This window comes from Pseudoalteromonas sp. S3178 (assembly GCF_005886985.1).
Lineage (GTDB): Bacteria > Pseudomonadota > Gammaproteobacteria > Enterobacterales > Alteromonadaceae > Pseudoalteromonas > Pseudoalteromonas carrageenovora.
In genome coordinates, this window is the sequence record NZ_PNCW01000096.1 from 1 (window position 1) to 12,374 (window position 12,374).

The 12,374-nt window shown below is 41.0% G+C and carries 16 protein-coding genes; 6 read left to right on the top strand and 10 right to left on the bottom strand.

Going from position 1 to position 12,374, the window contains the following annotated elements; genetic code table 11:
- Positions 1-331: 331 nt before the first annotated feature.
- Positions 332-868 carry a gamma carbonic anhydrase family protein gene (locus CWC11_RS19755; RefSeq protein ID WP_138684060.1) on the top strand — a complete coding sequence of 179 codons (537 nt, stop codon included), beginning with the start codon at positions 332-334 and terminating at the stop codon, positions 866-868.
- Here the strand turns inward: CWC11_RS19755 and CWC11_RS19760 are convergent.
- Together CWC11_RS19760 and aroE are read right to left on the bottom strand one after the other, a co-directional pair.
- On the bottom strand, positions 851-1,111 hold the full coding sequence (locus CWC11_RS19760; protein WP_138684061.1) for a DUF1488 family protein: 261 nt from the start codon (positions 1,109-1,111) through the stop codon (positions 851-853). The two genes, CWC11_RS19755 and CWC11_RS19760, sit on opposite strands and share 18 nt — an antisense overlap.
- Positions 1,108-1,932 carry a shikimate dehydrogenase gene (gene aroE, locus CWC11_RS19765; protein WP_138684062.1) on the bottom strand — a complete coding sequence of 275 codons (825 nt, stop codon included), beginning with the start codon at positions 1,930-1,932 and terminating at the stop codon, positions 1,108-1,110. The genes CWC11_RS19760 and aroE overlap by 4 nt, the downstream gene beginning before the upstream one ends.
- Positions 1,933-1,986: 54 nt before the next feature.
- Between aroE and CWC11_RS19770 the strand changes: the two genes are divergently transcribed.
- Positions 1,987-2,424, top strand: coding sequence for a group II truncated hemoglobin (locus CWC11_RS19770; RefSeq protein WP_058548209.1), 438 nt, complete (start codon positions 1,987-1,989; stop codon positions 2,422-2,424).
- Positions 2,425-2,505: 81 nt separating this feature from the next.
- Here the strand turns inward: CWC11_RS19770 and hemF are convergent, their stop codons facing one another.
- The 6 genes from hemF to CWC11_RS19800 form a co-directional block, all read right to left on the bottom strand.
- Entirely contained in the window at positions 2,506-3,456 is a 951-nt protein-coding gene (gene hemF / locus CWC11_RS19775) for an oxygen-dependent coproporphyrinogen oxidase (protein WP_138684063.1), read from the bottom strand.
- A gap of 1 nt (position 3,457) precedes the next feature.
- Positions 3,458-4,021, bottom strand: a complete 564-nt coding sequence (tsaC, locus tag CWC11_RS19780) for an L-threonylcarbamoyladenylate synthase type 1 TsaC (RefSeq protein WP_138684064.1) — start codon at positions 4,019-4,021, stop codon at positions 3,458-3,460.
- 25 nt (positions 4,022-4,046) lie between these two features.
- Entirely contained in the window at positions 4,047-4,622 is a 576-nt protein-coding gene (locus tag CWC11_RS19785) for a DNA topoisomerase family protein (RefSeq protein WP_138684065.1), read from the bottom strand.
- A gap of 95 nt (positions 4,623-4,717) precedes the next feature.
- On the bottom strand, positions 4,718-5,191 hold the full coding sequence (locus tag CWC11_RS19790; RefSeq protein ID WP_138684066.1) for a DUF494 family protein: 474 nt from the start codon (positions 5,189-5,191) through the stop codon (positions 4,718-4,720).
- A gap of 1 nt (position 5,192) precedes the next feature.
- A complete protein-coding gene (dprA, locus tag CWC11_RS19795) occupies positions 5,193-6,284 on the bottom strand; it encodes a DNA-processing protein DprA (RefSeq protein ID WP_138684067.1) in 1,092 nt (363 codons plus the stop codon).
- Positions 6,285-6,315: 31 nt separating this feature from the next.
- Complete coding sequence (locus tag CWC11_RS19800) at positions 6,316-7,437, bottom strand: LysM peptidoglycan-binding domain-containing protein (RefSeq protein ID WP_138684068.1); 1,122 nt, start codon at positions 7,435-7,437, stop codon at positions 6,316-6,318.
- A gap of 119 nt (positions 7,438-7,556) precedes the next feature.
- On the opposite strand from CWC11_RS19800, the gene def reads away from it, so the two are divergent.
- The 4 genes from def to trkA all read left to right on the top strand — a co-directional run bounded on the left by def (position 7,557) and on the right by trkA (position 11,809).
- A complete protein-coding gene (def, locus tag CWC11_RS19805; RefSeq protein ID WP_058548166.1) occupies positions 7,557-8,063 on the top strand; it encodes a peptide deformylase in 507 nt (168 codons plus the stop codon).
- A gap of 21 nt (positions 8,064-8,084) precedes the next feature.
- Positions 8,085-9,038, top strand: coding sequence for a methionyl-tRNA formyltransferase (gene fmt, locus CWC11_RS19810; RefSeq protein WP_138684069.1), 954 nt, complete (start codon positions 8,085-8,087; stop codon positions 9,036-9,038).
- Positions 9,031-10,326: a 16S rRNA (cytosine(967)-C(5))-methyltransferase RsmB gene (gene rsmB, locus CWC11_RS19815; protein WP_104641687.1), complete on the top strand. Its 1,296-nt coding sequence runs from the start codon at positions 9,031-9,033 to the stop codon at positions 10,324-10,326. The genes fmt and rsmB overlap by 8 nt, the downstream gene beginning before the upstream one ends.
- Before the next feature lie 106 nt (positions 10,327-10,432).
- Complete coding sequence (trkA, locus tag CWC11_RS19820) at positions 10,433-11,809, top strand: Trk system potassium transporter TrkA (protein WP_058548169.1); 1,377 nt, start codon at positions 10,433-10,435, stop codon at positions 11,807-11,809.
- 65 nt (positions 11,810-11,874) lie between these two features.
- On the opposite strand, the gene CWC11_RS19825 is transcribed toward trkA, so the two are convergent.
- The gene (locus tag CWC11_RS19825) at positions 11,875-12,090 is read right to left on the bottom strand and encodes an EF-hand domain-containing protein (protein WP_058548170.1); all 216 of its coding nucleotides are present in this window, start codon (positions 12,088-12,090) and stop codon (positions 11,875-11,877) included.
- A 76-nt stretch (positions 12,091-12,166) separates the two neighbouring features.
- A complete protein-coding gene (locus CWC11_RS19830; protein WP_138684070.1) occupies positions 12,167-12,373 on the bottom strand; it encodes an EF-hand domain-containing protein in 207 nt (68 codons plus the stop codon).
- Between the last annotated feature and the right edge of the window lies 1 nt (position 12,374).

Sequence of the window (12,374 nt, forward strand, 5' to 3'; positions counted from 1 at the left end):
AATAATACACCCTTTATTTTTCGAGTCAATACTTTGTTTTAAACTTTCTTTTTAGAAGATTCAAACCGAAGTTTTATTTAACTCTCTGAGCCGCTGTTGCCTTGCTATGCGTTGGCGTTTCCCGTCTCAGTGGGGTCGCATTATAGGGAGAACAGATTTTTACGCAAGTACTTTTTTAAAGAAAAACTAAAAAAATAGTCTGTTCGGTCAGTATCTGAACTAAACACCTTAAAACTGATACTTTTGTAATCAAAAAGAACCCTGTGTGGTACAAAAATAACCTTGCTGATACACTCAGAGCTAATGACTATTATCTAAAAAGGTACTAACTATGGCAATCCGTTCTTATAAAGGTGTAACTCCTTCGTTTAATTCATCTGTGTACGTTGATGAGTCATCAGTTTTGGTTGGCGATATTCAACTTGGTGATAATAGTAGCGTATGGCCTTTAGTTGCTGCTCGCGGCGATGTTAACTATATACGTATTGGTGAGCGCTCTAACATTCAAGATGGCAGTGTATTACATTTATCGCGTGCAACTAGAAGTAACCCTGACGGTTACCCCCTTATAATAGGCGATGATGTAACGGTTGGTCACAAGGTGATGCTGCATGGGTGTGTACTTGGAAACCGTATACTCGTGGGTATGGGTGCTATTGTTATGGATAATGTAACTGTAGAAGATGATGTTATTATTGGTGGGGGTTCATTAGTACCACCAAATAAGCGCTTGGAATCTGGCTATCTGTATGTAGGTAGCCCTGTAAAGCAAGCCCGCCCACTGACTGAGCAGGAACTCGCCTTTTTAAAAATATCTGCAAATAACTATGTGCAATTAAAAGATGAATATTTAGCTGAGGCTAACTAAGTCCACCTCTATTTGTCCTGCCGAGTTATAACTTTCTTCTTCTATTAGTTGCTCGGCACGTTCTTCGTATTCAAAACGATATTTTTCAAAATAATCTGTAGCATGACTTTCATCAGTTAGTTTAAGTGTTTTGACTGCAATAACACATTCCACCAGCATGCCACTCACTTGAGCAAAAAACACCAACTGGTGATCAGGCTCTCTAAATTCGAGTCTATCTATAAACTGTATAGCTTGGTTCATTTTAGTGAGCCTTGTTTAAGCGCTTTAACTACAGGGAGGATTTCTGGCATTTTGTTATGCCATACATAATATGCTTGTGCTGCCTGCCCTACTAACATACCACTGCCATCTAAAAGCTTAGTATTGTAATTATGCTCTGCAACCCAGCTCATAAAAATAGTGTTTGTCTGCGAATAAAACATATCATATGCAACATCACAGCCTTTTAAGTACTTTTCATTAAGTGCGGGTAACTCGTTATTCATACTGCTAGAGGTGGAGTTAACAATTAGTGAGTAGTCACTTACTGGTAAGTCATTAAAACCAAAGCCAGAAACAGGCCCATATTCAGCAAATAATTGAGCAAGGTCCTGTGCTTTTTGAGCTGTGCGATTAACAATAATGATTTCTGCGGGTTTTTGTTCAAGCAAAGGTAATATAACTCCCCTTGCAGCACCACCCGCACCAATTATTAAAATACGCTTATCAGCAATCACTACTTCATTTGCAAGTAGATCATTTACAAAGCCTACCCCGTCGGTGTTATCTCCTAATAATGTACCATCGTCTCTTTTTTTGAGTGTATTAACCGCGCCCACTATTTTTGCAAGAGGAGTTAGTTCATCAGCCATAGCAAAAGCTTGCTCTTTAAATGGCATTGTTACATTGGCACCTTTACCACCTTGCTCAAAAAAAGACGATACTGTTTTTTCAAAGTTATCTATAGGTGCTAATATTGCGCGGTAGTCGATTTGCTCACCCAGTGAGATAGCAAATTGTTTATGTATCGCGGGGGATTTTGAGTGTTTGATTGGATTTCCAAAAACCGCATATTTGTCCATTTTAAAGCAACCTCTTTGCAGCTATAACACTGCCTATTAACGATGATAAGTAATATGATTAAACGACTTTTTTCTAAATCTAAGCCAACTCCGGAGCAACAGGCTCCTACTCCTGAAAAAACACCGTACGAAATAATTGGCGGAGAAACCGGTGCCCGTGCTATTGCTAATAGATTCTACGACATAATGGAGTCAGATGAATACGCTAAACCGTTATATGATATGCATCCTCTGCCATTAGATAGAATTCGCCAAGTATTTTTTGAGTTTTTATCTGGTTGGCTAGGTGGGCCTAGCCTATTTACTGAAAAACATGGCCAACCTATGCTGCGTAAACGCCATATGCCTTTTTCAATAAATAAAGACCTACGCGATCAATGGATGTATTGCATGAATAAAACCCTCGATATAGAAGTGGATAACCCACTACTGCGTGAAGGCTTGAAGCAATCGTTTGGCCAACTTGCTACACATATGATTAATGAGCCCTAAATAGCAAAAAGGCGCTGTTAGGCGCCTTTTAGTAAGTCGATTTGTCTTGTCCTAGAATGTATTTAAACATTTAGCGCTTATTTACAACTGCCACTCCCGGGCTATCAAATCACTTGGTTGAGTTGTTAGCCAGTCTTGAGGGCGTAAATAGTATTGATATAAGTCAGCCTCTGCACTTTCTGCCTCTGGTTTATAATTGTATTCCCAGCGTGCTAATGGTGGCATAGACATTAATATAGACTCAGTACGACCACCGCTTTGCAGGCCAAACAACGTGCCTCTGTCCCACACTAGGTTAAATTCAACGTAGCGTCCGCGACGATATAATTGAAAGTCACGTTGTTGCTGTGTAAATTCATCATTTTTGCGGCGTTCGATAATAGGTAAGTAAGCATCTAAAAAGCCATTACCCACTGATTGCATAAATGCAAAGCTCTGCTCAAACCCTAGCTCGTTCAAATCATCAAAAAATAGCCCACCCACACCACGTGTTTCGTCGCGGTGTTTTAAGTAAAAATATTCATCGCACCAAGTTTTGTATTTTGGATAAACGTCGCTACCAAACGGTGCGCAAATATCGTGTGCTACTTGATGCCAATGCTGTACGTCTTCAAATACAGGGTAAAAAGGGGTTAAATCAAATCCGCCACCAAACCACCAAATAGGCTCTTCGCCTTCTTTTTCAGCAATAAAAAAGCGTACATTGGCGTGACTTGTAGGTACATGTGGGTTTTTAGGATGAATAACTAGCGACACACCACAAGCATGAAAGCTGCGCCCAGCAAGCTCTGGCCTATGCGCAGTAGCAGAGCCTGGCATGGATGCGCCAAATACATGAGAGTAATTAACGCCGCCCTGTTCAATTACGTTACCGTTAGTGGTTACTCGGGTACGACCACCGCCACCTTCGGCGCGCTGCCAGCTGTCTTCTACAAACTTTGCACTGCCATCAGCCTTCTCTAAGCCTTGGCAAATAGTGTCTTGCAAAGCCATAAAGTAGGCTTTTACTTGTTCTAATAATTCGCTTTGCATATTAACCTCTAAACACTTTGCCGGTCATGGCATCTTTAATTGTACTTGGTTGCGTGTTACCGCCTAACGGCTCGTCAACATAAAAGCCTACTTGCTCTGCAAATTGCAGCTGGGCTTGTGCAATGCTTGTTACGGTTTCTTGACCCGTTAAGTTTGCACTTGTTGAAACGAGTGGCTTACCAAACTCTTGGCATAAACGTTTTACTGTTGGGTGGTTGCTAACGCGCACAGCGATGGTATCAAATTGGCCAGTTAGCCATTTAGGTGTGCTTTTAGCTGCTGGCATAACCCAAGTAATAGGTGCAGGCCAACTAGAGAATATATCAGCGCGCTTATCCATTGGTAATTTAACATCGTCAACATACTTTAATAACTGACCGTAATTATCAGCGATTAGAATAAGACCTTTTTCTACTGGTCGCTGTTTAATAGCCAATAACTGCTCTACAGCTTGTTGGTTATCTGGATCGCAACCTAAACCAAAAACAGCTTCGGTTGGATATAAAATAACGCCACCTTGTTCTAAACACGAAACAGCCGTAGGCGTATTAGAGGGGTTTGACAAAGTACTCTCCAAAATTGATTAAACGTTATTTAGTTGGGACAAGCTTGTGCATGCAACTTTTTTGCGGGCATTGTAGCACAGTGCCATTGGACATTTTTTTCTCGATTACGAGTGGCCAATCACATTCTGGGCATGGTATTGCTATAGGTTTATTATTTAATGTGTACTTACAACTAGGGTAGCTATCGCAGGAGTAAAACGTTTTTCCAAACTTATTACTTCGCGCAACTAAGTGCCCTTTTTTGCATTTAGGGCAAGGAGGTAACGCCTCTTCGTTTTGCTTTTCATCATCTTCGTTAGCAATGTAATGGCACTCGGGATACCCCGTACAACCAATAAACATACCATAACGGCCATTCTTAACCACCAGCGGTTTAGTGCATTGTGGACAAGCTGAACCTTCAAGTATTTTAATTTCGTTGCTGTCGTGATGAGCAAGAGGACGAATAAAGTCGCATTTAGGGTAACTAGCACAGCCTAAAAATGGACCCGACTTACTATTACGTATAACCAGTTCAGAACCGCACTGTGGGCATATTTCGTATTCTTTTTCTAAGGCGTGCTTATCCGCTGAGAAAAGCGAATGGTCGATTTTACTCATGCTGATCCTAAAGGTTAATGAATTTTCGCCTAATATACCCAAACCACTTAAAGATACAAGCTGTGCATATGCCTTTAAGTAGTTTGAGCGAGCTTTTAATGTAAAAGCTCGCTGGGTTCGTCAAAAATTAAATCTTCCATTTGTCCATATGCTTCTTCAGAGCCTGGTACATTAAAGAGCACCATGAGCACTACCCACTTTAAATCGTCTAATCCTATATATGGTTTATCTAGTGCTGATAGGCGGTCCATAACCATTTCTCGGGTTACACTATTAATAACGCCTATTTGCTCAACAAACATTAAAAAACCACGGCATTCAACATTAAGCATTTGGCATTCACTGTCGGTAAACACCCTTATGGCATGTTGAGGCTTAGTAATTAAGTAAGGCGACTCGTCGCTGTGCTGTAAATCTGCAAGTTGCTCTAACCAATCTAACGCTTTAAATATTTCAGGTTTATTGAAACCGGCACGAAGTAATTCATCCGTTAGCTGATTTTGCTCAACATAAATATCGGCCTCGTTGTGGATATAATTCTCAAAAAGATACATAAGAATATCAAACATATTACCCCCGGGTACTTAACTTTATGTAGCCATCTAACACTCGCTCAATCTGATCGTCTAACTCTAAATCAAGCAACCTAGCCAATACTTTATCTATAGGCCACTGAGCGCGGCGTACAATATCGTCAACACTGGTTACCTCAAAACCAATACTATTTAATACCTCACAGTCTGACTCTTCGTTAACAGGTTCGTCTTTATTATATAGACCGCTTTGATAAGAAAAGCTCACTTCATCTAATATATCAGTTACGTTTTCAACCAGTTTTGCACCTTGCTTTATTAAAAAGTGACTTGCTTGCGCAAGCGGGTTTTTAATAGAACCCGGTACTGCAAACACCTCTTTATTTTGCTCAAGTGCATAACGTACAGTAATTAACGAGCCACTTTTAATTTCAGCCTCTACTATTAAAACCCCTAACGATAGCCCTGAAATAATACGGTTACGGCGAGGAAAGTTATGCGCATTAGCAGCCGTACCTGGTAAAAACTCACTGATCAGCAAACCATGCTCTAACACTTGGTCTGTTAATAATTTATGGCGCTTTGGGTAGTAAATATCAACCCCAGTTCCTAACACTGCAATTGTTTTTCCACTTCCGGCTAAGGCTCCTTTATGTGCTGCACCATCTATTCCTCGCGCCATACCAGAGGTTACCGTTATACCCGCAAGAGTAAGTTGATATGCAAATTCTGACGCTATTTCAAGCCCTGTAGGTGTGGCATTTCGACTACCAACAATCGCTATTTGCGGACTGGAAAGTAATGACGTATCGCCTTTGCAAAACAAAAGTAATGGAGCATTGGCTATTTGCTTTAAATCGGTGGGGTAAAGCGCATCAAAAAAGCATATAACAGTTATATTGTTTTGCATTATTTGTTGCTGGTAATAATCAACTTGCTGCCAATTAGTACCAAGTAAATTACTGGCCTGATTTGCCGTTAAGCCAAGTTGCTGAAGCTCATTACTCGACAAATCAAATAACGAGGCAAGGGAATGTGTTTGAGATAGTGCCAAAAGGGTTTTAATACCCAACCCTTTACACATATAAAAGGCAAGCCAGTGGGCTAGCTTGCCAGGTGATTGATCCATGCTCTCTCCTAGAGCACCGACTCGCTACTTCTTAATGAATAACTGCAATATCTCCAATGCGAATTGGGTGCTGATTTTTAGTTATTAATGCATAACTTACTTTGTCATACACTTTGAAAACAATAAGCTCACCAACTTTTTCTTTAGGCATTGTCCACGTTGTATTTTCTTCATCAGACTCATCACCAAATAACTGACTAGCGTCAGATAGTAATTTTTCGAATTTACTCGAATCCTCAGGATAACGAGGACCACGAGGGCCATCAATAACTGTTGGAGACTGACGTTCTAAATCAAGCACATGCCCTGGCTCTATTTGTTGGTCGCGACCTAAGTTTAGCACTACAACATCCATTGTGCTGAATTCTCTTACTTGGCGCGGAGATGCAATAACATGACCCGATACAGCATTGTCTGGGCGGTGAATATCAAAGTATGCAGGAAGTAATTGCCCTTGCATTGCTGGCATTAAAAAATCACCTTGTTGAATTTCACGTTTAACAGATTCAACACGTAATGATGAAGGTACTCCATTTTGCTCATCGCCCGTTCTAAATGCACGCGCCATACCCACATAAGAGGCACGCGTTGCGAGTACTTCACCGGTTTCTAAGTCGGTATAAGGTTCGCCTTCATGATAAATGGCATACGCTTTGTGTACTTTTAAGTCACCTTTAACATACAAAATATGGCCTAAGGTTTGTGTTTTAGTATTTTCGTTTGCACCTAAAACATAAGGCATATCTTTAATATCGTCACTATCAATTGCCTGCTCGAAACTGATGTAAGGTTTGATCATTTCAAGTGGTAAAGTAGTTATTGCATTAGTGCCTTTTGGTGTAATGCGCCCTTGAGGAGATAGTTTTCTATACGCTTTATTAATCACCAAACGTGGATTTCCATCAGCGTCATATATTAAAGCAAGCGCATCACCTGGGTAAATAAGATGAGGGTTATCAATTTGTGGATTCATTTGCCAAAGTTCAGGCCACAGCCACGGCTCATCTAAATAAATGCCTGAAATATCCCAAAGTGTATCGCCTTTTTTTACAACATACTGTTTTGGTGCATCTTTTTTTATTTTAAGTACATCAGCAACTGCCGGAAAAGCAGCACTTAACGCAAGCATGATTGCAAGTAATGGAGATTTCATTGAGCTTCCTTGTATTGTTTTTTCATTATTATTGTCCAAAACCTGTTAAAGGGGAACGCTAATGGCTAAAATAAGAGCATACAATACCCTAAATTAAGCACAAGTGTAAAAAGGTAACTATGGCTAGGTTAGAAGTTTTAAGATTCCCAGATGAGCGTTTACGTACTGTAGCAAAAGACGTTGAACAAGTTGACGACGCAGTACGCCAAATTGTTAAAGACATGCTAGAAACTATGTATGATGAAAATGGTATTGGCTTAGCAGCCTCACAGGTAGATATTCATCAACGTATCGTAGTAATTGATGTATCTGAAGAGCGCGATGAGCCTTTAGTACTTATTAACCCACAAATTATCAAAAAAGACGGCTCTACCGTAAGTGAAGAAGGCTGTTTATCAGTACCTAACTCGTACGCAAAAGTAGACCGTGCAGAAACAGTAACTGTTGCTGCGCTTAACGAAAACGGTGAAGAGTTTGTATTAGATGCAGACGAATTACTGGCTATTTGTATTCAACATGAGCTTGATCACTTACAAGGTAAGCTATTTATTGATTACTTATCACCACTTAAACGCCAACGTATTCGTAAAAAGCTTGAAAAAGAAGCTAAATTTGCAGCACAGTAATAAGCACCTTAGGAAAACTCAGTGACCCAACCATTACGCATTATATTTGCCGGTACGCCGGATTTTGCCGCACGTCATTTACAAGCGCTTATACAAAGCGAGCACCAAATAGTTGGTGTATACAGCCAACCTGACCGCCCTGCTGGTCGAGGTAAAAAATTAAAAGCCAGTGAAGTTAAAGCGCTAGCGCTTGAACATAACTTACCGGTTTTTCAGCCAGAGTCGTTAAAAAGTGATGATGCATTAGCAGAGCTTAAAAGCTTAAATGCCGACATTATGATTGTGGTGGCTTACGGGCTAATTTTACCAAAAGCAATATTAGAAGCTCCGCGTTTAGGTTGTCTAAATGTACATGGCTCTATATTACCGCGCTGGCGTGGTGCTGCACCTATTCAACGTGCAATTTGGGCTGGTGATGAGCAAACCGGCGTAACTATTATGCAAATGGATGAAGGGCTTGATACCGGCGACATGCTACATATTAGTCGCTGTGCAATTAATGCTGATGAAACCAGTGCCAGTTTATACACTAAACTGGCCGAGCTGGGCCCTGATGCCCTTATCGAAACTGTTAATAAATTAGCAAAAGGCGAGCTTGTAGCTGAACCTCAAAATGATGAGCTGGCTAACTACGCTAAAAAGCTATCTAAAGACGAAGCAAATATCGACTGGTCTATGGATGCAGCTCAAATAGAGCGAAATATTCGCTCTTTCAACCCTTGGCCTGTGTGTTTTACACAAATGGGTGAGCAAACGGTAAAAATTTACCAAGCGCAAGTAGTTGAGCAAACAGGTAGTGCAGGCCAGGTTTTATCAAGCGATAAAGCGGGTGTGGTTGTCGCGTGTGGCAAACATGCTATTTGCATTACGCAATTACAGCCGCAAGGTAAAAAGCCAATGGCAATTAGTGACTTTTTAAATGGTCGTAGTGATTGGGTAACCCCGGGTACAGTATTAGGCGAAAATAATGAGTAATGTTCCAAATGTACGCGCGCTTGCCGCAGAAACTTTATATAACGTCGTTGATAAAGGCGCATCGCTTAATCAAGAGCTTCCTTTTGCGAGCCAAGGCTTACCCCCAAAAGACAAAGCTTTACTGCAGCAAATTTGTTATGGCGTATTACGATACCTACCAAGCCTTGAAAACTATTGCCAACACTTAGTAGAGCAGCCGCTAAAAGGTAAGCGTAGAATATTTCAGTTTTTGTTATATGTAGGCATATACCAGCTACAGCATATGCGCGTGCCACCGCATGCTGCAATATCAGAAACCGTAAATGCACTCGCTCAAATGCGCGCACTGGGTTTAAAAGGCCTAATAAATGCTATTTTACGTAGCTTTCAACGCCAACAGAGCGAGCTTGAAGAAAAAGCGAAGCAAATACCGGTGTGTTTATACAACCATCCAAATTGGTTTATTAAACAAGTGCAAGCTGCATACCCAAATAGCTGGGAAGCATTGCTTGAAGAAAACCAGCAACAAGCCCCTATGTGGCTGCGTGTAAATCAAGCTCAATACAGCACGCAAGAATACAGTGAAATGTTAACGGCTAACGATATTGAACACACATTAAACCCAGAGTTTGTTGACGGTATTAAACTAGCTAAGCCGCGTGATGTATTCTCGCTGCCAGAATTTGATGTAGGTGCATGTTCGGTGCAAGATGCAGCAGCACAACTTGCAGCACGCTTTTTAGAACCTAAAGCTGATGAATACATTTTAGATGCCTGTGCAGCGCCTGGCGGAAAAACGTGTCATATATTAGAGCTTGCTGATGCTGAAGTATTAGCCCTAGATAGCGACTCAACTCGCCTTGAGCGTGTTAAGCAAAACCTTACGCGTATTGGCTTAGGTGCCGATTTACAATGTGGTGACGCTTCACAGCCTCATACTTGGTGGGATGAGCAGCAGTTTGATCGTATATTATTAGATGTACCATGTTCTGCAACTGGTGTTATACGCCGTCACCCAGATATAAAATGGTTACGCCGCGCATCAGACATCGAAGATCTAGCTAAACTGCAAAGTGATATAATCGATAGCATTTGGCCACTACTAAAACCAGGTGGCACACTGGTATACGCTACGTGTTCGGTACTCCCACAAGAAAACCAGCAACAAGTTGCTAAGTTTTTAGCTAATAATGACGATGTAGTGCATATTCCATTGCACGAGAACGACACTGTTACTAACCCGGGTTTGCAATTACTACCGGGCGAAAGTGATGGATTTTATTACGCTAAGCTAGTTAAAAAAGCCTAATAACCGTACACTAAATAGTTAGCCATTTATGAGATATTAAATGGCTATTTTTTTAATTAAACGGTAATTAATCTCTTTTTAGGTTGATTACTAATACGGGTAAATAATGAAAATAATCATACTCGGAGCTGGGCAAGTTGGCGCTACGCTTGCTGAAAACTTAGTTGGCGAACAAAACGAAATTACGGTTGTAGATATAGACGGCAACCGTTTGCGTGAGCTTCAAGATAAGTACGACCTACAAGGGGTTATGGGCCACAGCGCGCACCCTGATGTATTACGCCGTGCTGGCGCTGAAGATGCCGATATGATTATAGCGGTAACCAGTTCAGATGAAGTGAACATGGTTGCTTGCCAAGTAGCGTACAGTATTTTTAATACCCCCACTAAAATTGCTCGAATACGTTCAGAGCAATATTTAAAATACCGCGAAAAACTTTTCCAAAATGACGATTTACCAATCGACCATTATATTGCCCCAGAAGCACTCGTTACCAAATATATTCGCCGCTTAATAGACTACCCTGGTGCATTACAAGTATTACAATTTGCCGATGGTATGCTCTCTTTAGTGGCTGTTAAAGCTTATTACGGTGGCTTATTAGTAGGTTATGCGCTTTCTGCTTTAAAAGAGCATATTCCTAATGTAGAAACCCGCGTTGCGGCTATTTACCGCCAAGGTAAAGCCATTAAACCGCTGGGTACTACAGTAATTGAAGCCGACGATGAAGTCTTTTTTATAGCCGCAACCAAGCATATTCGCGCGGTGATGAACGAGCTACAAAAGCTAGAACGCTCTTACAAAAAAATTATGATTGCTGGTGGCGGTAACATTGGTGCCGGCCTTGCCCGCTCGCTTGAAAAAAACCACAGTGTTAAATTAATAGAGCGCAGTAAAGAGCGCGCTGAGCAACTATCAGAAATGCTCGACAACACAGTGGTATTTTGTGGTGATGCATCAGATCAGGAACTGCTATCTGAAGAGCATATAGAGCAAGTTGACGTATTTATTGCCGTAACTAACGACGATGAAGCAAATATTATGTCGGCTATGCTTGCAAAACGCATGGGTGCACAAAAAACCATGGTACTTATTCAGCGTGGTGCATACGTTGATTTAGTACAAGGTGGGGAAATAGATATAGCCATATCGCCGCAGCAGGCCACTATATCAGCATTGCTTACTCATGTACGCCGTGGTGATATTGTTAATGTTTACTCATTACGCAAAGGTGCAGCGGAAGCAATTGAAGCCGTCGCTCATGGCGACGAAAATACTTCAAAAGTTGTTGGCCGTGCCATTGCCGATATTAAACTTCCTGCTGGTACTACTATTGGCGCAATAGTTCGTAACGACGATGTACTTATAGCCCACGACGATACAATTATCATGTCGGGCGATCATGTAATAATGTTTTTAATCGACAAAAAACATATTACCGTTGTAGAAAAGCTATTCCAAGTAAGTGCTATATTCTTATAATCACTTGGCGTAAACGCAAAAAAGCCGCTGACTAAGGCGGCTTTAGTGGAGTATGAAGCGTTTGCTTACTGTACTTTTGCAAACTCTTCTTTTGAAAGCTCGCCGTTTCCATCTGCATCTAAATCATCAAAAATCTTTACTAATTGTGCATTTACTTGCGCTTCTTGCTTAGTGATTGCACCATCACCATCGGCATCAAATGAGGCAAAGTCTACTGCTGCGTAAGCTGCTGATGAAGATGCTAAAACTAAAACTGCAAGTGTTGTATTTAATGTTTTCATAATAATATTCCTAGTAAGATGGGAAGTCCTTTTCAAAGATCCCTAACTGTGAAAATGCTTAACCTTTATAGGTTAATTAGTAATTTGAGAACTCTTCTTTAGAAAGCTCACCACTACCGTCTGTATCTAGCTCAATAAATTCAGCCATTAAATCTGTATCTACTGCCGCTTCGCTTGGGCTAATTGTGCCACTGCCATCGATGTCTAAACTATCGAAATCTGATGCTGCAAATGCAGCTGAAGAAGATGCGATAGCAATAAGATGTACTAGCTCAGACTTGATC